Annotated in this window: 25 protein-coding genes; 10 read left to right on the top strand and 15 right to left on the bottom strand. The window is 69.3% G+C overall.

Annotated features, from left to right (window positions below; genetic code table 11):
• Positions 1–83: 83 nt before the first annotated feature.
• Positions 84–1,274 carry an acetyl-CoA C-acyltransferase gene (locus RMN86_RS13680; protein ID WP_309606406.1) on the top strand — a complete coding sequence of 397 codons (1,191 nt, stop codon included), beginning with the start codon at positions 84–86 and terminating at the stop codon, positions 1,272–1,274.
• 107 nt (positions 1,275–1,381) lie between these two features.
• The gene (locus tag RMN86_RS13685) at positions 1,382–1,660 is read left to right on the top strand and encodes a GNAT family N-acetyltransferase (RefSeq protein ID WP_309606407.1); all 279 of its coding nucleotides are present in this window, start codon (positions 1,382–1,384) and stop codon (positions 1,658–1,660) included.
• Positions 1,661–1,669: 9 nt separating this feature from the next.
• Here the strand turns inward: RMN86_RS13685 and RMN86_RS13690 are convergent, their stop codons facing one another.
• The 4 genes from RMN86_RS13690 to RMN86_RS13705 all read right to left on the bottom strand — a co-directional run bounded on the left by RMN86_RS13690 (position 1,670) and on the right by RMN86_RS13705 (position 5,264).
• Positions 1,670–1,948 (bottom strand): hypothetical protein, encoded by a 279-nt coding sequence (locus RMN86_RS13690; RefSeq protein ID WP_309606408.1) that lies wholly within the window; start codon positions 1,946–1,948, stop codon positions 1,670–1,672.
• A gap of 236 nt (positions 1,949–2,184) precedes the next feature.
• The gene (locus RMN86_RS13695; protein WP_309606409.1) at positions 2,185–2,367 is read right to left on the bottom strand and encodes a type II toxin-antitoxin system VapB family antitoxin; all 183 of its coding nucleotides are present in this window, start codon (positions 2,365–2,367) and stop codon (positions 2,185–2,187) included.
• An 87-nt stretch (positions 2,368–2,454) separates the two neighbouring features.
• The gene (locus RMN86_RS13700) at positions 2,455–2,844 is read right to left on the bottom strand and encodes a hypothetical protein (RefSeq protein ID WP_309606410.1); all 390 of its coding nucleotides are present in this window, start codon (positions 2,842–2,844) and stop codon (positions 2,455–2,457) included.
• 62 nt (positions 2,845–2,906) lie between these two features.
• Positions 2,907–5,264, bottom strand: coding sequence for a UvrD-helicase domain-containing protein (locus RMN86_RS13705; RefSeq protein ID WP_309606411.1), 2,358 nt, complete (start codon positions 5,262–5,264; stop codon positions 2,907–2,909).
• A gap of 100 nt (positions 5,265–5,364) precedes the next feature.
• Here RMN86_RS13705 and RMN86_RS13710 point away from each other — a divergent pair, with 100 nt between their 5' ends.
• Together RMN86_RS13710 and RMN86_RS13715 are read left to right on the top strand one after the other, a co-directional pair.
• On the top strand, positions 5,365–5,667 hold the full coding sequence (locus tag RMN86_RS13710) for a type II toxin-antitoxin system HigB family toxin (RefSeq protein WP_309606412.1): 303 nt from the start codon (positions 5,365–5,367) through the stop codon (positions 5,665–5,667).
• 9 nt (positions 5,668–5,676) lie between these two features.
• Complete coding sequence (locus tag RMN86_RS13715) at positions 5,677–6,039, top strand: transcriptional regulator (protein ID WP_309606413.1); 363 nt, start codon at positions 5,677–5,679, stop codon at positions 6,037–6,039.
• 2 nt (positions 6,040–6,041) lie between these two features.
• Here the strand turns inward: RMN86_RS13715 and RMN86_RS13720 are convergent, their stop codons facing one another.
• Complete coding sequence (locus RMN86_RS13720; RefSeq protein ID WP_309606414.1) at positions 6,042–6,272, bottom strand: ribbon-helix-helix domain-containing protein; 231 nt, start codon at positions 6,270–6,272, stop codon at positions 6,042–6,044.
• 94 nt (positions 6,273–6,366) lie between these two features.
• On the opposite strand from RMN86_RS13720, the gene RMN86_RS13725 reads away from it, so the two are divergent.
• Both RMN86_RS13725 and RMN86_RS13730 read left to right on the top strand, forming a co-directional pair.
• The gene (locus tag RMN86_RS13725; protein ID WP_309606415.1) at positions 6,367–7,122 is read left to right on the top strand and encodes a Coq4 family protein; all 756 of its coding nucleotides are present in this window, start codon (positions 6,367–6,369) and stop codon (positions 7,120–7,122) included.
• 84 nt (positions 7,123–7,206) lie between these two features.
• Entirely contained in the window at positions 7,207–8,124 is a 918-nt protein-coding gene (locus tag RMN86_RS13730) for a DMT family transporter (RefSeq protein ID WP_309606417.1), read from the top strand.
• 8 nt (positions 8,125–8,132) lie between these two features.
• Here RMN86_RS13730 and RMN86_RS13735 read toward each other — a convergent pair whose 3' ends face one another.
• Positions 8,133–8,552 (bottom strand): YkvA family protein, encoded by a 420-nt coding sequence (locus RMN86_RS13735; RefSeq protein WP_309606418.1) that lies wholly within the window; start codon positions 8,550–8,552, stop codon positions 8,133–8,135.
• A gap of 58 nt (positions 8,553–8,610) precedes the next feature.
• Between RMN86_RS13735 and RMN86_RS13740 the strand changes: the two genes are divergently transcribed.
• Positions 8,611–9,390: an SDR family NAD(P)-dependent oxidoreductase gene (locus RMN86_RS13740; protein ID WP_309606419.1), complete on the top strand. Its 780-nt coding sequence runs from the start codon at positions 8,611–8,613 to the stop codon at positions 9,388–9,390.
• On the opposite strand, the gene RMN86_RS13745 is transcribed toward RMN86_RS13740, so the two are convergent.
• The 5 genes from RMN86_RS13745 to RMN86_RS13765 form a co-directional block, all read right to left on the bottom strand.
• Complete coding sequence (locus RMN86_RS13745; protein ID WP_309606420.1) at positions 9,387–10,349, bottom strand: serine aminopeptidase domain-containing protein; 963 nt, start codon at positions 10,347–10,349, stop codon at positions 9,387–9,389. The genes RMN86_RS13740 and RMN86_RS13745 overlap by 4 nt on opposite strands.
• Positions 10,350–10,457: 108 nt before the next feature.
• Positions 10,458–12,194, bottom strand: a complete 1,737-nt coding sequence (locus RMN86_RS13750) for a hypothetical protein (protein WP_309606421.1) — start codon at positions 12,192–12,194, stop codon at positions 10,458–10,460.
• Between the two features lie 34 nt (positions 12,195–12,228).
• Positions 12,229–12,858, bottom strand: a complete 630-nt coding sequence (locus RMN86_RS13755; RefSeq protein WP_309606422.1) for a glutathione S-transferase family protein — start codon at positions 12,856–12,858, stop codon at positions 12,229–12,231.
• A 97-nt stretch (positions 12,859–12,955) separates the two neighbouring features.
• Entirely contained in the window at positions 12,956–14,737 is a 1,782-nt protein-coding gene (locus RMN86_RS13760) for a DUF885 family protein (protein WP_309606423.1), read from the bottom strand.
• A 72-nt stretch (positions 14,738–14,809) separates the two neighbouring features.
• Positions 14,810–16,612 (bottom strand): DUF885 family protein, encoded by a 1,803-nt coding sequence (locus RMN86_RS13765; RefSeq protein WP_309606424.1) that lies wholly within the window; start codon positions 16,610–16,612, stop codon positions 14,810–14,812.
• A 144-nt stretch (positions 16,613–16,756) separates the two neighbouring features.
• Between RMN86_RS13765 and RMN86_RS13770 the strand changes: the two genes are divergently transcribed.
• Together RMN86_RS13770 and RMN86_RS13775 are read left to right on the top strand one after the other, a co-directional pair.
• Positions 16,757–17,806 carry a serine hydrolase gene (locus RMN86_RS13770; protein ID WP_309606425.1) on the top strand — a complete coding sequence of 350 codons (1,050 nt, stop codon included), beginning with the start codon at positions 16,757–16,759 and terminating at the stop codon, positions 17,804–17,806.
• On the top strand, positions 17,803–19,023 hold the full coding sequence (locus RMN86_RS13775; protein WP_309606426.1) for a TIGR03862 family flavoprotein: 1,221 nt from the start codon (positions 17,803–17,805) through the stop codon (positions 19,021–19,023). The genes RMN86_RS13770 and RMN86_RS13775 overlap by 4 nt, the downstream gene beginning before the upstream one ends.
• Here the strand turns inward: RMN86_RS13775 and RMN86_RS13780 are convergent.
• Positions 19,016–19,897: a TauD/TfdA family dioxygenase gene (locus RMN86_RS13780; protein WP_309606427.1), complete on the bottom strand. Its 882-nt coding sequence runs from the start codon at positions 19,895–19,897 to the stop codon at positions 19,016–19,018. The genes RMN86_RS13775 and RMN86_RS13780 overlap by 8 nt on opposite strands.
• Before the next feature lie 61 nt (positions 19,898–19,958).
• On the opposite strand from RMN86_RS13780, the gene RMN86_RS13785 reads away from it, so the two are divergent.
• On the top strand, positions 19,959–20,792 hold the full coding sequence (locus RMN86_RS13785; protein WP_309606428.1) for a phytanoyl-CoA dioxygenase family protein: 834 nt from the start codon (positions 19,959–19,961) through the stop codon (positions 20,790–20,792).
• Between the two features lie 47 nt (positions 20,793–20,839).
• Here RMN86_RS13785 and RMN86_RS13790 read toward each other — a convergent pair whose 3' ends face one another.
• The 3 genes from RMN86_RS13790 to RMN86_RS13800 all read right to left on the bottom strand — a co-directional run bounded on the left by RMN86_RS13790 (position 20,840) and on the right by RMN86_RS13800 (position 22,631).
• The gene (locus RMN86_RS13790) at positions 20,840–21,304 is read right to left on the bottom strand and encodes an RcnB family protein (RefSeq protein WP_309606429.1); all 465 of its coding nucleotides are present in this window, start codon (positions 21,302–21,304) and stop codon (positions 20,840–20,842) included.
• 161 nt (positions 21,305–21,465) lie between these two features.
• The gene (locus RMN86_RS13795; protein ID WP_309606430.1) at positions 21,466–22,206 is read right to left on the bottom strand and encodes a dienelactone hydrolase family protein; all 741 of its coding nucleotides are present in this window, start codon (positions 22,204–22,206) and stop codon (positions 21,466–21,468) included.
• Positions 22,203–22,631: a hypothetical protein gene (locus RMN86_RS13800; protein WP_309606431.1), complete on the bottom strand. Its 429-nt coding sequence runs from the start codon at positions 22,629–22,631 to the stop codon at positions 22,203–22,205. Before RMN86_RS13800 ends, RMN86_RS13795 begins: the two co-directional genes overlap by 4 nt.
• Positions 22,632–22,637 lie beyond the last annotated feature (6 nt).

Genomic DNA, 22,637 nt, shown 5'->3' on the forward strand with positions numbered 1-22,637 from the left:
ATTCGGACATCACCACGCGGCAGCCCTGACGCCTCACTCAGCGTGAAGATGACGGGCGGCCCGCCCGCGCCTATATCCCGCCCATGACCCAGACCTCCGACCCCGTCGTCATCGCCAGCTACGCCCGCACGCCCATGGGCGGCTTCCAGGGCGCGCTCTCGGGCCTCAAGGCCACCGAGCTCGGCGCCGCCGCCGTGCGCGCCGCCGTCGAGCGCTCCGGCGCCGACCCCGCCGCCATCGAGCAGATCATCATGGGCTGCGTGCTGCCCGCCGGCCTGGGCCAGGCGCCGGCGCGACAGGCGGCGCTGGGCGCGGGCCTGCCCACCTCGGTCGAGGCCACCACCGTCAACAAGATGTGCGGCTCGGGCATGCAGGCCGCAATCATGGCCCACGATGCGCTCGCCGCCGGCTCTGTGGACGTCATCGTCGCGGGCGGGATGGAGAGCATGTCCAACGCCCCCTATCTGCTCACCAAGCACCGCGCCGGCGCCCGCATCGGCCACGACACCGCGTTTGACCACATGTATCTGGACGGCCTGGAGGACGCCTATGAGCCCGGCCGGCTGATGGGCTCCTTCGCCGAGGAGACCGCCAAGTCCTACCAGTTCACCCGCCAAGCCATGGACGAGTTCGCGATTCGCTCGCTGACCAACGCCAAGGCGGCCAGCGAGAGCGGCGCCTTCGCCCGCGAGATCGTCCCCTTCGAGGTGGTCACGCGCAAGGGCGCCATCCTCATCGACACCGACGAGCAGCCCGCCAAGGCCGACCCGGCCAAGATCCCCACCCTGAAGCCGGCCTTCTCGAAAGATGGGACGATCACCGCCGCCAATGCGTCCTCGATCAGCGACGGCGCCGCGGCCCTGGTCATGACCCGGGAATCGGTCGCCCGGAAGCTCGGCATGACCATCGTGGCGAGGGTGGCGGGACACGCCGCCCATGCCCATGAGCCGGGGCTGTTCACCACCGCGCCGGTTCCGGCGATCCGCAAATGCCTGGCCCGCGCCGGCTGGTCGGTGGCCGACGTCGACCTGTTCGAGGTCAACGAGGCTTTCGCCGTGGTCGCCATGATCGCCGAGCGCGACCTGGAGAACGACCGAGGGAAGCTCAACGTCAACGGCGGCGCCTGTGCGCTCGGCCACCCGATCGGCGCATCCGGCGCGCGCATCCTGGCAACCCTGCTCTCCGCCCTGGAAGCCCGCGGCGGCAGGCGCGGCGTCGCGGCCCTCTGCATCGGCGGCGGCGAAGCCACGGCCATGGCGGTGGAGCTGGCCTGAGGGATAGCCTGGCAAGATCGAGCGCCGGCGCGTTCGTCTTGAATCCTTTACGGTGATCCCCAGTTTGGGACAGAGGCCGGACGCGATCCGGCGCCAGGAGACCTGCCATGTCCGAACCGCAAGCTGAGCTGCGCGACACCGGCGCCCGCTACGAGCTGGACGAGCAGGGCCACACGTCCTGGGCCGACTATCGCCGCGACGGCCGGCGCCTCTACATCGACCATGTCGAGAGCCCGCAGGCCCTGCGCGGCACGGGCGCCGCCGGCCGGCTGATGGCCGGCCTGGCCGCCGACGCGAGAGCCAAGGGCCTGCGCCTCACCCCGATCTGCCCCTACGCGGCGGCCTGGCTCAAGCGCAGCAAGGACTACGCCGACCTCGTCGGCTAGAACCCCGCCCTATTGGCGCGCGTTGATGGCGTCCAGGGTCTGGACGCGAGCCCGCACGTCCTCGGCGAAGCGCCGGGCCAGGTCGCGGATGCCGGGCGGATAGGCCTCGCCGCCGCCGGCGATGTCGGCCGCGAGGGCCTCGGCGCCGAGGATCGCGGCGGACAGCGAGCGCACGTGATCCTTGGCCAGCTGGCGGGCCTCGGCCTGCAGCCGGCGGACGCGCTCGCCGACGGTTTCTACTCGGGCGGCTAGATCGTTGTCGGCAACCACACTGAGAGACGGTGACATGCGATAAACCCTCAAATTCCTCAGCCCAGGTCTTTGGACCGCCCCCGCCGGTTCACCATGAACCGGAGTCTGAGCGGCTGGCCTGTTGTCTCGCTTAGGGACGAAAACAGCACAGGTTCCCTGTCCGCAGCATGAACGGCGCCGGTCGGCGGACAGGTGGGAATTTGCGGCCACGACGGGGATTCGCGGCGTGACGGGGGTCACAGGGTGGGGCGTGCAGGATTGTCTTCGACGCCTCATCGGCGCCGAGGCGGTTCCTCGACCCATGGCTCGCTACCGCCCAGCCGCGCCAATCGCCGCGCGGCCTCCCGCTCGACCAGCGCTGTCAGGGCGGCGTCGACGATCGCCGAGGTCCGGTGCAGACCCGTGAGCTCTCGCGCCGCGAGCAGATCGTCATCGAGGATGAGGGTGCTGCGCATCGGAATGATCGAGACGAGATAACCCTGTGCGCTCTCCCATGACTATATTTGCGATCCTCATCCACAACTCCGTGGCTGCCCCGCCGTTCACGGCGCGAAGCTGGACCTGATCTTGACGCCCCAGTGGCCGTCCTGGCGGGTGACCACATAGATGGAATCGAAGCCGCCGATCACCGAGCCGTCCTTGCGATAGCGGGTAAAGCGGGTGTCGATGTGCACCTTGTCGGACCCGGCGTGGATCACCTCGCGGCGGTCCCAGGCGGACCGGTCCCATTCGGCCAGCGCCCCGGTGGTGAACCGCTCGGCGGTCATGTCGCCGGCCTTGAGGATCACCAGACCCTGGCTGGCCAGCCGCACGCTGGGAAAGTTGAAGGTCGCCTCGAACGCCGTCACGTCGCGGGCGTTGAAGGCGGTCATGAAGGCGTCCAGCACTCCTTGCGCGGCACGGATGGCTTCGGCGTTCAGGTGGTCGGGCATGGGGCGCTCCTGGCAGAGGGCGGGCGAATTGCGGTGTCCGCCGGGCATGGGGAACGGGAAGGTCACCCCTTCTCGACGAAACTGTCGATCACCTTCTTCTCGCCGGCCTTCTCGAAGGCCACGGTGAGCTTGTTGCCCTCGACGGCGGTGACGGCGCCATAGCCGAACTTCAGGTGGAACACCCGCTCGCCGCGCTTGAAGTCGCTGGCGGCGCTGTCGGCCGAGGTGGCGACCAGCCGGCCCTCGCCCTCGATCACAGCTTGCCGGCCCGGATGGCTGCCCTTGTAGCCGGCGGCCTGGGCGCGTTTCCACCCCGGCGAGGCGTAGCCGCCGCCGAACGACGGGCTCTCGTCCCAGCGGCTGCCGTGCTGCTGCATGCCGGGGCCGCCCCCGTAGTAGCCGGTCTCCGACGACGCCTCGACGTTGGCCAGCGGCAGTTCGTCGACGAAGCGCGACGGCAGCTGGCTGGTCCAGCGGCCATAGACCTGGCGGTTGGCGGCAAACGAGATGCGGGCCTCCTCGCGGGCCCGGGTGATGCCGACGTAGGCCAGCCGGCGTTCCTCCTCGAGCCCTTTGTCGCCCTGCTCATCCATGCTCCGTTGCGAGGGAAAGACGCCGTCTTCCCAGCCCGGCAGGAAGACCAGCGGGAACTCCAGGCCCTTGGCCGAGTGCAGGGTCATGATCTGCACCGCGTCAGCCTGCGGCCCGCGATCGAGGTCCATGACCAGGGCGACGTGTTCCAGATAGGCGCTGAGGGTCTCGAAACTGCCCATCGACTGGACCAGTTCCTTGAGGTTCTCCAGCCGGGTCTGGGCGGTGGGGCTCTTGTCGAGGCGCAATGCGTCGGTGTAGCCGCTCTCCTCCAGCACCGCCTCCAGGATGCGCGGGTGAGGCGTGCGCTCGGCCTCGGCCCGCCAGCGGTCGAGATCGCGCAGGAAGCCTGACAGCGAGGTCCGGGTGCGCGCGGCGAGCTCGTCGGTGGCCACCAGCTGGCGCGCGGCCGTCACCGCGGTGACCCCGCCCAGCCGGGCGACCTGCAACAGCTTGGCGACCGTGGTCTCGCCGATGCCGCGCTTGGGCGTATTGACGATCCGCTCGAAGGCCAGGTCGTCGTCCGGCGACTGGATCAGCCGCAGGTAGGCGTGGGCGTCGCGGATCTCCGCGCGCTCGAAGAACCGGGGCCCGCCGACCACGGTGTAGGGGATCTGCAACAGCACGAACCGTTCCTCGAACGCCCGCATCTGGAACGAGGCGCGCACCAGGATGGCGATGTCGCGGTACTTGCGGGCGTCCTTGTCCGTGGACCCCTTCTTCGCCCGCTCGATCTCGTCGGCGATCAGCCGGCTCTCGGCCTCGCCGTCCCAGACGCCGCGCACGACGACCTTCTCGCCGCCTTCGTCCTGGGTCCACAGGGTCTTGCCGAGCCGGCTCTTGTTGGCGGCGATCAGGCCCGAGGCGGCGGCCAGGATGTGGCGGGTGGAGCGATAGTTGCGCTCCAGCCGGATCACCTTGGCGCCTGGGAAATCCCGCTCGAAGCGCAGAATGTTGTCCACCTCGGCGCCGCGCCAGCCATAGATCGACTGGTCGTCGTCGCCGACGCAGCAGACGTTCTGGCGCTTCTGGGCCAGCAGCCGCAGCCACAGGTACTGGGCGACGTTGGTGTCCTGGTATTCGTCGACCAGCAGATAGCGGAACCGGTCGTGGAACTCGGCCAGCACGTCGGGGCTGGAGGTGAAGATCGTCAGGTTGTGCAGCAGCAGGTCGCCGAAATCGCAGGCGTTCAGCACCCGCAGCCGCTCCTGATACATGCGGTAGAGCACCTGACCTTTGTTGTTGGCGAAGTGCGCGCTTTCGGCCGGCGGCACCTGGTCGGGACGCCAGCCGCGGTTCTTCCACTGGTCAATCAGGCCGGCGAGCATCTTGGCCGGCCAGCGCTTGGCGTCGACGTTCTCCGCCTCCAGCACCTGTTTCAACAGTCGTTCGACATCGTCCTGGTCGATGATCGTATAGTTCGACTTCAAACCAACAAGTTCGGCGTGGCGGCGCAGGATCTGGGCGGCCACCGAATGAAAGGTGCCAAGCCAGCGCAGGCCCTCGGCCTGCGGTCCGATGATGTGGGTGATCCGCTCGCGCATCTCGCGCGCCGCCTTGTTGGTGAAGGTGACCACCAGCAGTTCCCACGGCCGCGCCTTGCCGGTGGCCAGGATGTGCGCCAGCCGCGTGGTCAACACCCGGGTCTTGCCGGTCCCCGCGCCAGCCAGCACCAGCACCGGCCCCTCAGTCGCCTCCACCGCTGTCCGCTGCTCCGGATTCAGGCCCTCGAGATAGTCGGCCGGCCGCGCATCGGCGCGGGCCAGGTCGCTGACGCGCAGCGGGGCTGGGTCGGGGGAAAATGGGGTTGGGGAGTCGGACAGGGACATCAGAACATATGTAGCACATCGGCGCCTGATTCCAGCGGGTGCGCGTCTAAGCCAAGCCGATAGTTGTTTCCCGCGACGGGAAATGCTAGCATTTTTTGGCGTGCGGATCATCGCCCAAAGCTCCTTGCAGGCTTTCTGGCGGCGCCACCCGGAGACGGAAGCGGCGCTGCGGCTTTGGCTCGAAGTCGCCCGCATGGCGCAGTGGCGATCGATGGATGATGTCTGCCGGCGTTGGTCGAAGGCGAAGGCGCTAAACGCGGAGCGGGTGCGGTTCGAGGTGTCCGGCGGCGACTACCGGATGATCTGCGCGATTCAGTTCAGGGCCGGGATCGTGTGGGTGAAATGGCTCGGGACGCACGCGCAATATGATCGGATCGATGCCCTGACTGCGAGCAACCTTTAGGAGGCGACGATGGAGCCACGACCGATCCACAACGAGACGGAACTCGGCATCGCCAAGGCCGAGGTCAGCCGGCTCTGGGAGCCCGCGAGCCCCGAGGAGGCCCGCTGTCTCGATGACTGGGCGGTCCTCATCGACGCCTATGAAGCCAGCGCGATCAAGCCGGCTGAAAATCTCGACCCGGTTTCGGTCATCGCCGCGGAGATGCGGATGAATGGCCGCTCGAGGGCCGATCTGGCGGCTCTGCTTGGCCAGAGCCGCGCGACCGAAATCCTCAGCCGCAAACGTCCGCTGACTCTGCCCATGATCCGGACTCTCAGCCGGGAATGGTCGATCCCGGCCCAACTGCTGATCGCGGAATACGCGACGGCCTGAGCCTAACGCGTCGCCGGATCCCGCCATTGTCCGGCGAAACCCAGCGCCGCCACCCGGCAGGCCGAGGCCAGGGGGCGGCCGGCGCGCGCGTCGTCGATGCGGCCTATCAGCCGGGCGAGGCTCAGGTGTTCGGACGCGGCCATCGCCTCCAGCACCGCCCAGAATTCCGGCTCGAGCGCGATCGAGGTGGCGTGGCCGGACAGCTGGACGGAACGTTTGCGCAAGGTCGGCATGTCGCGTTGTCATACGCTTCGCCAGCTCGATCAAACCCCTTGCATAAAGTTGACGCAGGCGTCATCTTTGTCGGCAAGACTTGGGAGTTACCCTGTGGCCCTGATCGACACCGCCGCCCGCCCCGCCTTTCGCGCGACCCGGCCGAAGCTGAACTGGCGGCAGGCGCTGCGGTCGCTGAGCCGCCTGCTCGCCGACAAGGAGGACACCAACGCGGTCTTCGAGATCATGCGCGCGCTGAACGGGACCTCGACCGCGCGCAACTATGACCGGCTGCTGGCCACGCCGCAGGGTGGCCGCATCGCCTATGAGCGGTCGGAATTCGCCAGGCGGCTGATGGACGACGCCTGGCTGGACGCCCTGCCGCCGGGCAGCGTCGGCGCCGCCTACCGCGGCTTCATCCGCGCCGAACAGCTGTCCGCCGACGGCCTCGCCGAGATCAGCCGGCAGGGTGAGACGGCGATCGACGAGCCGCATCCCTACGCCTGGATGGGCCGGCGCACCCGCGACGTCCACGACATCTGGCACATCCTCTCCGGCTACCACCGCGATGCGCTGGGCGAGGCCTGCCTGGTGGGCTTCTCCTATGCCCAGACCGGCGGCCTGGGCTGGGCGCTGATCGCGTTCGGCGCCGCCTTCCGCACCGGAGCCTCGGTCTATCCAGTACGCCGGGCCATCTGGCAGGGGTACCGGCGCGGCCGGGCGGCCAGGTGGCTGCTCGCGGAGGACTATGAGCGGCTGATGGCCGAACCGCTGGACAGCGCGCGGCGGCGGCTGAAGCTGACGCCGCCGACGATCTACGACGCCATCCCCGCCGGCGTTCGCGACGGGGCGCGTCCCGCCGCCGCCTGATCGCCGCCCGATCGCCAGTTGAGCCGCTAACCCGGGCCTTCTACGGTCGGTTAGCGGTGACCTGGAGCGTGACATGGCGGGACAATGACCGACGAGCCCATCGACGCCATCGACATCGCCGAGCGCCACCCGGGGCTGGCGCCCAATGTGCGCGGCGCCCTGTGGATGCTGGCGTCGGCGCTGGCCTTCAGCGTGATGACCACGCTGGTGAAATACCTGGGCAATGACTACCCGGCGGCCCTGCAGACCTTCTACCGCCAGGCGGCCGGCTTCGTGATCCTGCTGCCGATCATCCTGATCCGTGGCCGCGCGGTCTACGCCACGACCCGGCCTTGGATCCTGTTCTTCCGCTCCAGCGCCGGCACCGTCGGCCTGATCCTGTCGTTCTATGCGTTCCAGAAGATGCCGCTGGCCGACGCCAACGCGCTGTCGTTCACCCGCACGCTCTGGCTGGTGCCGCTGGCGGCCTTCGTGGTGCGCGAGAAGATCGGGCCGCTGCGGATCGCCGCGGCCCTGGTGGGGTTCGCCGGCGTGCTGCTGATGGTCCGCCCCGGGTCCAGCGGCGGCTTTCCCATCGGCCTGCCGGCGCTGGCCATGCTGGCCTCGTCCTTTCTGTTCGCGCTTACCGTCACCGGCATGAAGGTGATGACCCGGGATCATTCGCCGACCGTGCTGCTGGTCTGGGCCGCGACGCTGGGCCTGATCTTCGCGATCCCCGGCGCGGCCCTGACCTGGCGCTGGCCGCATCCCGCCGATCTTGGCCTCCTGTGCCTGATGGGCGCGCTCGGGACCGCCACCCAGGCCTGCTACATCAAGGGCATGCAGATCGGCGACGCCGCGGCCATGGCGCCGATCGACTATGTCCGGCTGGTGTTCACCGCCGGCGCCGGGTTCCTGCTGTTCCACGAGGTTCCGGGGCCCTGGACCCTGGCCGGGGCGGGGGTGGTCGTCGTCTCGACCCTGTTCATCACCTGGCGCGAAATGCAGCTGGCGCGGCGCTGAACCTTGGCTCAGCGGTCGCGCAGCCGCTCGATCTCGGCGCGCGCCGCCTCGCGATGGCGGGGCTTCAGATGGCGGCCGACCAGGGCCAGCATGGCCATGAACACCGCCGCGTCGTCGGTGTAGCCGACGCCGGCGAGGAAATCGGGGACCGCGTCGAGCGGGGAGACGAAATAGGCCAGGGCGGCGAACATCATCCCCTTGGCCGCGACCGGCGTCGCCTCGTCGCGCGCGCAGAACCAGACGGCCAGCGCGTCGGCGGCAAAGGGCGCGTGGGCGGCGACGCGGCGGATCTTCGGCCACAGCCCGCGCGCCACCCGCTGTTCGTTCAGCCGCGCCACCGAGGGGACCAGCGCGCGTTCAGGCGCAAGGGCGCGATGCGGGTCGAACTCGCCGTTGACGTCGGGTGACGCTTTTTCGCGCGCGCTCATCAGGCTAAAGCCTCGCTGGTACGGCAACAATGATAGCGGGATCGGGAGCCCAGCGTCCATGCAACTGAATTCATCGGTGTCCGCGGTCGTCACCGGCGGCGCCTCGGGTCTCGGCGAGGCCACCGTCCGCGCGCTCGCCGCCCACGGCGTCAAGGTCGCCATCTTCGACATGAACGAGGCCAAGGGCGAGGCCGTCGCCAAGGAGATCGGCGGGATCTTCTGCAAGGTCAACGTCACCTCCGACGCGGAGGTCGACGCCGCCTTCGCCAAGGCTCGCGCCGCCCACGGCCAGGAGCGCGTGCTGGTCAACTGCGCCGGCACCGGCAACGCCGCCAAGACCGCCAGCCGCGATAAGCAGACCGGCGAGACCAAGCACTTCCCGCTGGAAGCCTTCAACCTGATCATCCAGATCAACCTGGTCGGCACCTTCCGCTGCATCGCCAAGTCGGCCAAGGGCATGCTGGACCTGGAGCCGATCGAGGGCGAGCGCGGGGCCATCGTCAACACCGCCTCGGTGGCGGCGGAGGACGGCCAGATGGGCCAGGCCGCCTATTCGGCGTCCAAGGGCGGCGTGGTCGGCATGACCCTGCCCATCGCCCGCGATCTGGCCGGCGACGGCATCCGGGTGAACACCATCCTGCCCGGCATCTTCGAGACACCGTTGATGAACGGCGCCCCGCCGCAGGTGAAGGAGGCGCTGGCCGCCTCGGTGCCGTTCCCCAAGCGCCTCGGCCTGCCTCAGGAATACGCCCAGCTGGCGCTGACCATGATCACCAACGGCTATTTCAACGGCGAGGATGTCCGCCTGGACGGCGCGATCCGGATGGCCCCGCGCTAACGGAGCGTCGCCCGGAAGAACCGTACGACCTGCGCGTTGAAGGTCGCGTGGAAGGCCGCGCGGTCGATGTGGCTGCCACAGATCTGCGGAGCCGCCGCCTTCAGGCCGTCGCTGCAGGGCGGCAGGAAGTCGAAGTGATCGGCGCCCGGGACCACGTGATACTCGGGCCGTCGGGGCAACAGGCCGCGCACCGCCTCGGCGTAGAGCGGATTGGGCAGGATCGTGTCGGCCTCCGCGCGCCATAGCTGCACCGGGATGCGCACCTTCGCCAGTCCCGAAGGCGCGAAGCTGAAGCCCACCGCCGGGGCGGCGACCACGGCGGCGCGCACCCGCCGGTCATGGGCCACGGGCGCCGGGACCGTGGGCGCGACCGCCCCCATCGTCGGCGTCAGCTGACAGTCGAAATAGGCCGGATGCTCGCGACAGTGCGGGGCGACCAAGGCCATGTCCGGCTCGCCGCCGATCAGCGACAGCACCGTAAAGCCGCCGGATGAGAATCCGAAGGCGCCGATGCGCCGGGCGTCGACCGCCCCATGGTCGCGCCATTCGGTGGTCATGTAGTCGATCGTCCGGACCAGCTGCCCCGACCGTTCGGTGATCCGCAGGGCGCGACTGCGATCATCATAGGTGTCGCCGGTGTGCGACACCGCCACCACGATGAACCCGGCTCGCGCCAACGCCTGGGCGGTGTCGAAGTGGTCGGCGAACGACCCGCCTGTTCCGTGCGAGATGACGATCAGCGGGTGGCGGCTCCCGGCCATGGCCGCGTCGGGGGCCACGATCTGCATCGACAGCGCCAGTGGCGTGGGCGCCTCGGCGGCGTCGCTGGGATACCAGATGCCGACCCGCAGCGGCCGGTCGCCGGCCACCGCGATGCTGGCGGTCTGAAAGCCGACACTGGCGCCGGCCGCCGGCGCCAGACAGAGAAACAGGGCCACGGTCCAGCCTGCGAGCGTCATGGCGTCCCCTCCGGTCCTCAGGCTGCTTAGGCCAGGCCGTGGCGCGAGGCCAGGGCGCCGCGAGGGGTGATCACCGCAGCGGCGGCCCGCGATCCGATGCCTAGCGCGCTAAAGCCTCGACGTCTCCAGAGGCGTGTCGCTCATCCGCCAGGCGTCGGCCAGGGCCTTGCGCGCGTTGGCCGCCTCCACTGTCTTGCCCTGGCCGTCGAGCGCCCGGACCAGACCGGCCAGCGCCCAGCCATCGTCGCGGTAGGTCTTCAGGCTCTGGAGGTAGACGGCCTCGGCCTCGGCGGGCCGCCCGGCCTGCAGCAGGGCCGCGCCCAGGAAATGGCTGGTGGGCTGATGCCAGTAGGGTGGCTCGGTATAGGGCAGCGCTAGCTCCAGCGCCTGGGCGGCCTGGAACTTCGCCACTGCGCCCGCGAGGTCCCCGGAGGTCCGCGCAATCTCGGCGTCCAGCAGGGCCAGCGCCAGCTGCGCCATCGGCTTGGCCGGCACGCCGGAGGCCTCGTACCTTCCGAAGTCGCCCTTGAGGAGCGCGGCGAGGTTGGCGGCGTCGGTGCGGGCCCTGGCCTGGTCCCCGGTGTTGGCGTAGGCGAAGCCGCGGGCGTAGTACGAGATGGCCCGGTCGAGGATCAGACCCTGCGGCGGCCGGCGCTCGGCCAGCACCGCCTGCCACTTGCCGAACCGCAACTGGGTGGCGACCGGGGTGAAGGCGTAGAGCTCGGCCATCGGCAATTGCCGGGCCAGCGTCTCGGCGTCCACCGCCCTGACCAGCCGCCGCGCGGCGTCGATGGCCGTCCGGTAGCGCCCCTGCATCTCCGCCGAGGTCCACAGGAAATGGATGTTGTGGCCGTAGTAGCCGGCCGGATAGAAACCCTGCGCCCGGCACGAAGCGATGTAGCCCTCGTCCACCCGGGCGGCGAGTTCGTTGACCCGCGCGGCGTCGGCGTAGCGTCCCACGCGATAGTAGATGTGGCTGGGCATGTGGACGATGTGGCCGGCCCGCGGCATCAGTTTCAGCAGCACATCAGCGGCGTGCTCGGCCCGCTCCGGCGTGGTCGAGGCCTCCACGGCGTGGATATAGAGATGCAGCGCCCCGGCGTGCTCCGGCGCCTGGCGGATGACCGTCTCCAGCGTCGCGACGATATCGCCGCCGTGGCCCTTGGGCGCGACCCCGTCAGCCTGCCAGTAGTCCCAGGGCTGGGTGTCCATCATCGCCTCGGCGTAGAAGGTCGCCGCGTCCAGGTCCTCGGGGTGGTCGCGCCAGAGCTTGCCCATGGCCTGGGCCCAGGCCTCGTCCAGCGCGTGGCGGTCGGCCTTGGGGTCGCTGGAATATCGCGCGGAGAGGGCCGCGATCCAGGCCTGTTCCCGGGGCGAGGCCTTGGACGCCAGGGCCTTGGCGTGCTGCAACGCCTGCCAGGCGGGAGCGACGGCGTCGGGCGGCATTGGCAGGTTGATGTTCGGTCCCAGCGCCTGCGCCATCCCCCACCAGCACATGGCGCAGCCTGGATCCAGCCTCGCCGCCTCGCGGAACGAGCGGATCGCCTCGGCGTGGTTGAACCCGAACAACAGGTTCACACCCTGGTCGAAGAAGGCCTGGGTGCGCGGAACCCGGGTCGAGATCGCCATGTGGTGCGAGCCCAGGCCCCGGAACACCGGGGCTCCGAGCTTGTCGGCCTGGCCGGCGTAGACGCTGGGCATCGGCGAGAGCGGCAGGCCCAGGCTCATCGGCCCCGACATGACCATACCGGCCATCTTGTCGGCCGGCCGCTCCTGGGCCAGCGACGGCTGTTCCGCCAGCAGCACGGCGACGGCCGCAGCGACCGACTGGATCGTGAACTTCACGGCGAAAACCCTCCCCAGGCTTGGCCGTGTGAGCCTAGGCCGGCTGCGGCTGTGGGGGCAACAGGGCGTCGTCGATCGCGCGCGCACGCGCGCTGGCGGGACGGTTGAAGAGCCTCTCCCAATAGGCCGTGAAGGCCGGGCGCTTCTCGATGGAATTGAACTGCATGCCCCAGCCGATCTGCGAGCCGACGTAGACATCCGCGGCGCTGAACCGGCCGCCGGCGATGAAGTCGCGGGTCTTCAGGGCGCCTTCCAGCGCATCCGTCACATGGGCGAGGCTGCCAAATCCGGCCATCCGCTGCTGTTCGGCGGTGGGCTCGAAGCCCAGGCTCTTGGCGGTGACGGCGGCCTCCACAGGCCCGGCGGCGAAGAACAGCCAGCGATAATAGTCGGCCCGCTCGGTCAAGGGCGGCGCGAGGCCGGCCTGCGGGAAGGCGTCGGCCAGATAGGCGCAGATCGCCGCGCATTCGGTGACCACCGCGCCCTTGTGGGTCAGGGCCGGGATCTTGCCCATCGGGTTGATCGCCAGATAGTCTGCGCCCTTCAGCGTTGTCTCATAGTCGAGGATTTCGGTGCGGTAGGGCTGGCCGACCTCCTCGAGCATCCAGCGCACGATGCGGCCGCGCGACATCGGGTTGGTGTAGAAGACCAGTTCGTTCGACATGCCGCGTTCCTTCAAGGTTCGGCCCGTTGACGGGCGTTGACCGGCAGACTGCGCCCGCCTTGCTGACAGCATCATGTCAGTAGCGGTCCAGAGCCTGTTAGACCTGCGTCGCGACCCACTCCGCCACATGCCGCTCCAGCACGGTCAGCGGCATCGAGCCGGAGAGCAGCACCGCGTCGTGATAGGCTCGCAGGTCGAACTTCGGTCCCAGCTTCGCCTTGGCGTCGGCGCGGACCTTGGCCCAGACGGTGTGGCCGACCTTGTAGCTGTTGGCCTGGCCCGGGCCGGCGAAATAGCGCTCCACCTCGCGCTGGGCGCGGGTCCTGGTGTTACCGATGGTCTCGACCATGTAGGTCGTCGCCTGCTCGCGGGTCCAGCGCTTGGCGTGGATGCCGGTGTCTGTGACCAGCCGCGCGGCGCGGAACAGCAGGGACTGAAGGTAGCCCACCTCGCCCAACGGGTCGGCGTCGTTGGCCCCCAGTTCCTGGGCCAACTGTTCGGCATAGAGCGCCCAGCCCTCCGAGAAGGCCGAGAACCCGCCGAAGGTGCGCCGCAGGATCGGGATCTGGGTGGATTCCTGCGCCAGGGCGATCTGCAGGTGGTGGCCGGGAACCGTCTCGTGGTGCGCCAGCGTCCACAGGTTGTAGCGCGGCCAGTCCGCCGTTTCCTTCAGGTTGATGTAGAAGGCCGCCGGCCGCGAGCCGTCGAGCGCCGCGGAGTTGTAGTAGCCGTTGGCCGCGCCGTCCTGGATGAACACCGGCACCCGGCGCACCTCGACACTCGCCTTGGGCAGGGTGCGGAAGGCTTTGGGCAGCAGCTTGTAGACCTCGGCGATGTGGGTGTTGAGCAAGGCCAGCATCCGCGCGCGGCCCTCGTCATTGGCCGAAAACACCTGATCGGGCTGGGTGTTCAACGCCATCAGCCGCGCCCCCACGGAGCCCTGGCTCAGGCCGCGCGCCCTGAGGATCGCGTCGATCCGCCCGGAGATCTCGGCGACCTGGTCCAGGCCCAGCTGGTGGACCTGCTGCGGCGTGTAGTCGGTGGTGGTCGAGGCCTTCACCGCGTCGGCGTAATAGGCCTCGCCGTCCGGCAACGACCAGGCGCCGACGTCGGGCCTGGACTGGGCCCTGATCGCCTGCATGGCGGCGATCTGGCGGTCCAGCGCAGGGAAGATCTCCCCGCTGACGATCCTCGTCGCGCGGCCCTCCCAGTCGCCGGCGAGGTTGGCGGCCTTGGCCTTGCGGACGAGCGAGGTCACCAGGATCGTCGCCGCCGCCGGCTGGTCGCGTAGCGCCTTCATCTGGCCGATCGACAGGTCGCATATGAACGACGCGGGGATCGCGCCCATGGCCGCGTCGGCTTTCTGGCGGCCCAGATCCTCGTCCATGGCGCGCACGAAGTCGTGCAGGCGCGCCAGATAGGCCTCGGCGTCCTCGATCGTGGCGACCTTGTGCTGGCTGTCCAGGAAGTCGGGGATCTCCTGATAGGCGCCCGACTGCTGGCTGATCACATAGGGTCGGAAATTGCCGCCGACGTCGCCGAACTTCCACTTGTCGCCGTTGGTGACCGCCTGGGTCTGCTGGTACAGCACCACGTCCAGGTCGACCTTCGACGCTGGCGAGAGCTTCGCGCGGTCGATGGCTCCCAAGTCCTTCGCCCATTGCCGCGCGCGCTCCAGCCGGCGCGCCTTGGCGGCCGCGGAGTTGTCGTCCAGCCTGGACTTCAGCGCCGCGCGTTTGCCGACATCGAGGCCGAGGCCGGTGGCGCGCCCGGGACTGTCGTCGACCAGGCTCTCGAACATGGCGTCGAGCTTGGCGCGCAGCCTGGCGTCCTCCGATCCGGCCTGGGCCAGGGCGGGCGCGGCGGTCAGTAGCGCCATCCCGGCGCTCGTGACGAGAAACCCTCGTCGATCAAGATTGCTCATGATTTTCTAATCCCTGTCCGCGTATTCTTAGGTTTTACGTGCGGCGATATAGTTGTCGACGGCGTGTTCCAGCACGGTCAGCGGCATGGAGCCGGCGAGCAGCACGGCGTCGTGGAACTGGCGGATGTCGAACCGGGCGCCCAGCGCGGCCTTGGCCTTGGCGCGCAGCCGCAGGATGGTCAGCTTGCCGACCATATAGCTGCAGGCCTGGCCGGGATTGACGCTGTAGCGCTCGATCTCCTGGCCGGCGAGCGCGATGGGGTCGCCCTCGATGCCGCTCAGCGTCTCGACCGCCTTTTCGCGGCTCCAGCGCAGGGCGTGCAGGCCGGTGTCGACCACCAGCCGGCCGGACCTTAGCAGCGCGTCGTGGATATAGCCGAGTTCGCCCGCGGGGTCGGTGGCGTAGACCCCCATCTCCTGGGCCAGCTGCTCGGAATAGAGCGCCCAGCCCTCGATATAGGCCCCGAACCCGCCCGCCTTGCGCAGCATCGGCAGGTCGGCCTGCTTCTGCAGCGTCAGCTGCAGGTGATGACCCGGAATGCCCTCGTGGAAGGTGGTTGTCGGCATATCCCAGTAAGGCGCCTCGCCAGTGTCGCGCAGGTTCAGCCAGTAGATCCCGGGCCGGGTCCCATCGAGGCTGCCGTCGGTATAGTGGGTCGAGGCGCCGGCTTCGGTGGCCGCCGGGATCCGCCGGATCTCCAGCGGGGTCTTCGGCAACACCCCGAAATACTGTGGCAGTCGCTTCTGCATCGCCTGAACCAGCAGGTTGAGATCCTCGATTTCCTTGGCTTTTCCGGCGTCGGTGTTGGGGTAGATATACTTCGGGTCCTTGAACAGCGCGCTGTAGCGCTGGCCGACCGTCCCCTGGCTCATGCCGATCTTCCTGAACAGCACGTCGGCGCGGGCGGAGAGCTCGGCGGTGACCTCCAGGCCGATCCTGTGGACCTCGGCGGGAGTCAGCGTGGTGGTCGTCTGGATCTGGAGCGCCATCGCATAGAATTCCTCGCCGCCGGGCAGGCGCCAGACGCCGGCGTCGTGCACGGCCTTGGGCCTGAGGTTTTCCAGCAATGCCATCTGCCGCTCCAGCGCCGGCAGCACCTTGGCGGTGTAGACCGCGGTCGCCCGCCCCGCCCAGTCGCCGGCGATGCCCCTGGCCCTGGCGCGGTCCACCAGGGCTGAGATCAGGCTCGACTGCTCCGGCGGCGCATGCAGGACCTTCATCTGGGCGAGCGCGCCGGCGATGGCGAAGTCAGGCGCGATCACGCCGAGCCCCACGTCGTGTCGTGCGCGCTCCAGCTCGTCGTCCATCAGCCGCGCGAACTCTCCCAGGCGGGCCACATAGGCTTCGCAGTCGGCGGCGCTCTCGATGGTGTGCTGGCTGGCCAGGAAGTCGGGGATGTAGCTGTAGGCGCCGTCGATCTGGCTCAGCACATAGGGCGCGGTTCCCGAGCCGTAGGCAAAGCGCTTGCCGATGCGATCCTGACTTTGCAGGTCGTAGAGCACGGAATCGTAGTTCACCGCCGGCATGCCGGTCAGCGGCTGGCGTGGGACGGCGCGGAGCCGCGCGAGGTTCTCCGAGGTCTCGCGCTTGTAGCGCGCCACGTCGGCCAGCGAGCTCTTGTGCAGCAGGGATTTCGACGCCGCCCGCACGCCGGTGTCGAGGCCCAGCGAGGTGGCCAGTTCCGGATTTTCGTCGAGCGACTGGGCGAAGAAGTCGTCGAGCGCCGTGGTCAGCTGGGCCTCGGCGGCACGCGCGCCGGGCGCCGGGGCGGCCGCGGCCAGCGCGACCGACGCGCCGGCGGTGAGAAGGACGTTGCGACGGTTGAGCACGGGCGAACTCCTGGCGACGTGTGGCCGCAAGGCTTAGGGGACCGCGGTCGATGCGCCAAGGCCGCGGGGTGGAAAATCCGAGGCTGCAGCCTGTCTCCGGGTGAGATATGCCAGGAGCTTCGCATCTTGAGGGCGCCACATTCCATGTTCCTTCCGAAACTGCCGTCGCAGCCCGATGGCGCGCCCTGGCCGACCGTGGCGTGGTCGCAAGGCGGTCAGCCCGCCGGACTGGCGCGGACACCCTTCGCCCGCCTGATGGACGAGGCGTTCGACGGCCCCGAGACCCCCGGCCTCGGCGAAACCCACGCGGTGGTGATCGTCCAGGGCGGCCGCCTGATCCACGAGCGCTATAACGCCGGCTTCGGGCCGGAGAACACCTATCCGTCCTGGTCGATGGCCAAGAGCATCACCCACGCCCTGGTGGGGCTGGCGGTGGCCGACGGCCGGCTCGACATCCAGGCTCGCGCCGACGTTCCCGAATGGCGCACGCCCGGCGATCCGCGCGGCGCGATCACCCTGGACCAGCTGCTGCGCATGTCGAGCGGCTTGCAATGGGTCGAGGAATACCTGCCCGACCGGCCGTCCGACGTGATCGCCATGCTGTTCGGCGCGGGCCAGACAGACGTGGCCGCCTTCGCCGCCAGCCAGCCGCTGGCGCAGGCGCCCGACAGCGCGTTCTACTATTCCAGCGGCGCGACCAATATCGTCGTCCGGGCGCTGGCCCGCGCGCTTGGCCTTGAGGGGCCGGGCTTCGAGGCGTTCATGCGAAGCCGGCTGTTCGAGCCTCTGGGCATGACCAGCCCGATCCCGAAGTTCGATGCGGCGGGAACCTTTATCGGCTCGTCCTTCTGCTACGCCACGGCGCGCGACTTCGCCCGCTTCGGTCTGCTCTATCTGCGTGACGGGATCTGGGAGGGCCGCCGCCTGCTGCCGCAGGGCTGGGTCGACTATGCGCGGACGCCGACCTTTCAACAGCCGGGCGCCCAGGCTGACGGCGGCTATGGCGCCCACTGGTGGCTGGACATCGCCGGTCCCGGCTCGTTCTCGGCCAACGGATACGAGGGGCAATACACCGTCTGCGTGCCCGAGCTGGATCTGCTGCTGGTGCGCCACGGCGTGACCACAGCCGAGCGAAAGGACGCCTTGAAGAGCTGGGTCGCCGCCGTCGTCGACAGCTTCCGGCAGGCGGCTTGAACACCGCCGACGTCGCCGTCGCCGTCGTCGGGGGCGGGCCGGCGGGACTGATGGCCGCCGAGGTGCTGGCCCAGGCCGGCTGCGCGGTCACCGTCTACGACCGCATGCCGTCTGTCGGCCGCAAGCTACTGATGGCCGGGCGCGGCGGACTGAACCTGACCCACTCCGAACCTATCGAGCCGTTCCTGGCGCGCTATGGCGCCGCCGCCGGATGGCTGGCCCCCGCCATCGACGCCTTTCCACCGCAGGCCGTGGTCGCCTGGGCCCAGGGACTGGGACAGACCACCTTCGTCGGCTCGTCCGGCCGGGTCTTCCCCAAGGCGCTGAAGGCGTCTCCCCTGCTCCGCGCCTGGCTGGCGCGTCTGCAGGGGCTCGGCGTCGCGTTCCGCCCGCGCCACGACTGGACCGGCTGGGACGCCAAGGGCCAGCTTGGCTTCACGACGCCGCAGGGCAAGATCGCCGTCGCGCCGGACGCCACGGTCCTGGCGCTGGGCGGGGCGAGCTGGCCGAAGCTGGGGTCCAACGGCGCCTGGGCCAGCGTCCTCGGGAAGGCCGGTGTCGCGGTCGTCCCGCTGCAACCCGCCAACGCCGGCTTCGACGTCGCCTGGAGCGACATCCTGCGCGACCGCTTCGCGGGCGAGCCGCTGAAGGGCGTGGCCATCACCTTCGGCCGGGTCCGGGTGCGGGGCGAGGCCATGGTCACCCGCCACGGGCTGGAGGGCGGTGCGATCTACGCCCTGTCGGCGGCGCTCCGCGAGGCCATTGCGAAGGACGGGTCGGCACGCCTCTGGATCGACCTCAGACCCGACGCCGGCGCCGACCTGCTGGCCGCGAAGATCGCCCTGCAGCCGGCCAGCCAATCGACGGCCAACCGCCTGCGCAAGGCCCTGCATCTCACCCCGCTGGAGACCAATCTGCTGCGCGAGTCGCACGGCAAGGACTTGCCGGCCGACCCGGCGGCGATGGCCACGGCGATCAAGGGCGCGCCGCTGACGCTCACCGCCATGCGGCCGATCGACCGCGCGATCTCCACCGCCGGCGGCGTGGCGTTGAGCGCGGTCGATGAGGACCTGATGCTGCTCGCCCGCCCCGGCGTGTTCGTGGCCGGGGAGATGCTGGACTGGGAGGCCCCGACCGGCGGCTACCTCCTGCAGGCGAGCTTCGCCACCGGCGCAGCGGCCGCGCGTGGGGTATTGCGTCGGCTGGGCGTCAGCTGACGGTCTCGGCCGCTCGGCTCGCGGGGCTCGCGGCCTCGGCCGGCCACGGATCGACGGTGACGCGGCGCATGTGCCGGCGCTGTCCGGCATAGTCGTTTAGCGCGAAATGCCAGACCGAGCGGTTGTCCCAGAAGGCCACCGAGCCGGGCGCCCACGAAAACCGCGTGGTGAACCCCTCATAGCGGCAATGCTCGAACAGGTAGCTCAGCAGCGCCATGGACTCGCGCGTCTTCCAGCCCTCGATGCGCAGGGTGAAGGCTGGGTTCACATAGAGCGCCTTTCGGCCGCTCTCCGGGTGCACGAGCACCATCGGGTGGACATATTCGCCCACCAGCCCGTCGGCCTCGGCAATGGTCATGGACTTGCGCTTCCGCGCCGAATGCCCCTCGGCGGAGTATTCCCGCGCCGCGGAATGGACGGCGTTCAGGGTCTCGAGCGTACTCCGCAAGCCCGGCGACAGGGCCTCGAACGCCGCCGCCTGGCTGGCGAACAGGGTGTCGCCGCCGAACTCGGGCGTCTCCACGGCGTAGAGGATCGAACCGATGGCCGGGCTCTCAAGGAAACTCATGTCGGAGTGCCAGCCGCCGCCGAAATTGATCCTGTCCTGCGGCTCCTTGACCACCTCCATCACCGCCGGATGGTCGGCCATGCCGGTGACGTAGGGATGGATATTCAGCGGACCGAACCGCGCGCCGAACGCCGTCTGGCGCTGCGGCGTCAGCGCCTGGTCACGAAAGAAGATCACCTGATGATCGATCAGCGCCTGGCGGATCGCCGCGATCGTGGTGTCCGGCAGGTCCTGGCTCAGATCGACGCCGGAGATTTCCGCGCCGAGCGCGCCGGAGACGCGGCGGATGTTCAGCGGCGGGGTCATGGCGGGCGGCTCCTGGCTCGGATCGGGTTCATGCTACAATGGGAACGGGAGGCCACGCGAGATGGATAAACCAACCAACCGGTTCGACGCCGACGCCCACGCGACCCGGATGCGCGACCAGGGCTTCACGGTGATCGAGAATTTCCTGGGCGCCCAGAGTATCGCCGCGTTCCGCGAGGCGTTGCAGCCGCTGCTCGAGACCCACCACGGACGCAACGACTTCGAGGGGTTCAAGACCGAGCGGGTCTATACGCTCGTCGCGCGGGCGAAGGTGTTCGAGGACATTGCCGCCGATCCGCGGATCCTGGCCCTGGTCGGGAGGTTCCTGCAGCCCAATTTCCTGCTGTCCGCCAGCCACTCGATCTCGCTCAACCCCGGCGAGACGGCGCAGGACATCCATTCCGATGACGGCTTCTATCGCCAGCCGCGCCCACGCCCGCCGATCGGAATCAGCCTAATCGGCGCCATCGACGACTTCACCAAGGCCAACGGCGCGACCGAGTTGATCCCCGGCAGCCATCTGTGGGGCGAGCCCGGCGCGCCCGGCAGGCCCAACGACATGGCCGAGATCGAAGACCTGCTGGTCCCGATGGAAGTTCCGGCGGGCTCGGCCCTGGTCTTCGCCGGCACTCTGTTGCACCGGGGCGGCGCGAACGTCACCGACCGGCCGCGGATGGCTTTCACCAATCAGTATTGCGAGCCCTGGGCGCGGCCCCAGGAGAATTTCTGGCTGTCGGTCCCCAAGGCGCGGGTACGCGAGATGTCGCGCCCCGCGCAGATCCTGCTCGGCTACGAAATCGCCCCACCCTTCCTGGGCATGGTCACCGCGTCCCATCCGCGCAAGGCGCTGGAGCCCGGCTGGATACCGCCAATCGTCGCCCAGCGGCCGAAATAGCCGCCGCCTCCGCCCCACGTAGGGCGAGGGATCCGGCCGTCTCGACCTCAGCGGCCGTAGATCAGCTGCGAGATCAAGCCGGTGGCGAGGGCCATGAGGGCGTAGTTATTGTCGACCCGCACCCACTGGTAGCCGTAAGGCGGACGGCGCAGGTGATGGCTGCGATAGTCCACATAGTAGGTGCGCGTTCGATAGTAGTCGGACGGCAGGCGTTCGCCGCGCGCCCAGCGATGTTGCGCCCAGCGCTGGTCATTTCGCGCGTGCGCATAGCGGGACTGGTCGTTTCCCTGTTGATCGTAACCGCCCTGGTTCCGGCCCTGCTGGTCATTGCCGCGATGGTCACCGCCTCGCTGGCCATTGCCGCGTTGGTCATTGCGCTGCTGGTCATGGCCCTGCTGGCCGTTGCCCCCCTGGTCATTGCCTCCCTGGCCGTCGTGACGGCCGGGCTCCGCCAGGGCGGCAGGGCCGGCGAGCAGGGTTAGCGCCAGGGCGGCGGTGAGAAGACGTTTCATGTTGGGCTCCTTGCTCAGGATCCCGCGCTGTCTCACGCGGCCCGAGCCCCTCCTGAACGCCGCCCGGCAGCTAAGGTTCATCCTGCGTCGGGTAGAAAAAAGCGGCGGCCATATCTTGAGCCATCGCCGCGCAGGCAGAGCCGACCTTCGTGCGAAGGGCTCTATCCCAGCCGCCGCCGCCAGAGCGCGAACAGCCGCTCCCAGTGTCGCTCGGCGGCCGGCTTGTCGTAGACCGCACCGCGCTGGGGGAAGGCAAAGCCGTGATGGACGCCGGCATAGAGCTCGACCTCGGCGTTGACCTTGTTGGCCTTCACCGACTGATCCAGGGCCTCGACCATCTCCCGCGGCGCCCAGGTATCGTGCTCGGCGCAGGCGAAATAGAGCTCGGCCTTTGCTTTCTGCGCCGCCAGATGCGGGCTGTCGGACTGGTCGGTGACCAGCTGCACGCCATAGATCGAGGCGGCCGCGGAGACCCGGTCCGGATGGCGGGCGGCGAAGTTGATCGCGTACTGGCCGCTCATGCAGTAGCCGAGCGTGGCGACCGGCCCCTTGCCGGCGGCCGGGTCGCGACCGGCGAAATCCAGCAGGGCGTCGCCGTCGGCCATGATCTTGGGGATGGTGATCGAGCTCATCAGGTCGAACATCCGCGCCCGCGCCTCAGCCTCCGGCAGCGCCGGCAGGTCCGCCAGTTCCAGCACGCCGCGCCGATAGTAGAGGTTGGGCAGCATCACATAGTAGCCGACCGCGGCGATCCTGCGGGCCATGTCGCGCAGCTCCTCGCGGATCGCAGGCGCATCCATGAAGAACAGCACGATGGGATGCGGTCCTTCGCGTTCCGGATGGACGATGAAGGTGGTGGTCGCCCCGTCACGGGTGGCGAGCTCGACGGTCTGTTCGATCATGTGGGGGTATCCTGGCGGGGCGTTCCCGCGCGTGAGAGTGCGACGCCGGCCAGCGCGCCGGAGAGAGCTGTGAACATCGAGACCGCCATTTGCCACGAGACAAGGTCCCTGACCCCGCCCATGGCCGCGCCACTGCCCGCATCGAAAACCAGATAGCCGATCCAGAGAGCGGCGGCGAAGGCGTAGGCCTGGCGGACCGCGCGCCGGCGTCCAAGCCAGCTCATGGCGGCGAACATCAGCAAGCCGCCGCCGACCGGAGCCGACCAGGCTGCGATGTGGGGCGCCGCGGCCTGATAGAAGGCGTCGCTGCGTCCCGGCGCGATCAGCTTGGCGTAGATGAAGATCATGCCGGTGGTCAGCAGCAGGTTCAACGCCAGCACGGCAAGCGCCACCCCGACGGCCTTTGCGGCCTCGACCAGGGTCATGGGCTT

Origin of the sequence: Phenylobacterium sp. (genome assembly GCF_031360265.1) — a bacterium.
Classification (GTDB): domain Bacteria; phylum Pseudomonadota; class Alphaproteobacteria; order Caulobacterales; family Caulobacteraceae; genus Phenylobacterium.

Excerpts from the sequence above, each read along its gene's own strand:
- RMN86_RS13680 (WP_309606406.1), top strand. The coding sequence starts at position 84 with ATGACCCAGACCTCCGACCCCGTCGTCATCGCCAGCTACGCCCGCACG.
- RMN86_RS13685 (WP_309606407.1), top strand. The coding sequence starts at position 1,382 with ATGTCCGAACCGCAAGCTGAGCTGCGCGACACCGGCGCCCGCTACGAG.
- RMN86_RS13690 (WP_309606408.1), bottom strand. The coding sequence starts at position 1,948 with ATGTCACCGTCTCTCAGTGTGGTTGCCGACAACGATCTAGCCGCCCGA.
- RMN86_RS13695 (WP_309606409.1), bottom strand. The coding sequence starts at position 2,367 with ATGCGCAGCACCCTCATCCTCGATGACGATCTGCTCGCGGCGCGAGAG.
- RMN86_RS13700 (WP_309606410.1), bottom strand. The coding sequence starts at position 2,844 with ATGCCCGACCACCTGAACGCCGAAGCCATCCGTGCCGCGCAAGGAGTG.
- RMN86_RS13705 (WP_309606411.1), bottom strand. The coding sequence starts at position 5,264 with ATGTCCCTGTCCGACTCCCCAACCCCATTTTCCCCCGACCCAGCCCCG.
- RMN86_RS13715 (WP_309606413.1), top strand. The coding sequence starts at position 5,677 with ATGGAGCCACGACCGATCCACAACGAGACGGAACTCGGCATCGCCAAG.
- RMN86_RS13720 (WP_309606414.1), bottom strand. The coding sequence starts at position 6,272 with ATGCCGACCTTGCGCAAACGTTCCGTCCAGCTGTCCGGCCACGCCACC.
- RMN86_RS13730 (WP_309606417.1), top strand. The coding sequence starts at position 7,207 with ATGACCGACGAGCCCATCGACGCCATCGACATCGCCGAGCGCCACCCG.
- RMN86_RS13735 (WP_309606418.1), bottom strand. The coding sequence starts at position 8,552 with ATGAGCGCGCGCGAAAAAGCGTCACCCGACGTCAACGGCGAGTTCGAC.
- RMN86_RS13740 (WP_309606419.1), top strand. The coding sequence starts at position 8,611 with ATGCAACTGAATTCATCGGTGTCCGCGGTCGTCACCGGCGGCGCCTCG.
- RMN86_RS13745 (WP_309606420.1), bottom strand. The coding sequence starts at position 10,349 with ATGACGCTCGCAGGCTGGACCGTGGCCCTGTTTCTCTGTCTGGCGCCG.
- RMN86_RS13755 (WP_309606422.1), bottom strand. The coding sequence starts at position 12,858 with ATGTCGAACGAACTGGTCTTCTACACCAACCCGATGTCGCGCGGCCGC.
- RMN86_RS13760 (WP_309606423.1), bottom strand. The coding sequence starts at position 14,737 with ATGGCGCTACTGACCGCCGCGCCCGCCCTGGCCCAGGCCGGATCGGAG.
- RMN86_RS13770 (WP_309606425.1), top strand. The coding sequence starts at position 16,757 with ATGTTCCTTCCGAAACTGCCGTCGCAGCCCGATGGCGCGCCCTGGCCG.
- RMN86_RS13780 (WP_309606427.1), bottom strand. The coding sequence starts at position 19,897 with ATGACCCCGCCGCTGAACATCCGCCGCGTCTCCGGCGCGCTCGGCGCG.
- RMN86_RS13785 (WP_309606428.1), top strand. The coding sequence starts at position 19,959 with ATGGATAAACCAACCAACCGGTTCGACGCCGACGCCCACGCGACCCGG.
- RMN86_RS13790 (WP_309606429.1), bottom strand. The coding sequence starts at position 21,304 with ATGAAACGTCTTCTCACCGCCGCCCTGGCGCTAACCCTGCTCGCCGGC.
- RMN86_RS13795 (WP_309606430.1), bottom strand. The coding sequence starts at position 22,206 with ATGATCGAACAGACCGTCGAGCTCGCCACCCGTGACGGGGCGACCACC.
- RMN86_RS13800 (WP_309606431.1), bottom strand. The coding sequence starts at position 22,631 with ATGACCCTGGTCGAGGCCGCAAAGGCCGTCGGGGTGGCGCTTGCCGTG.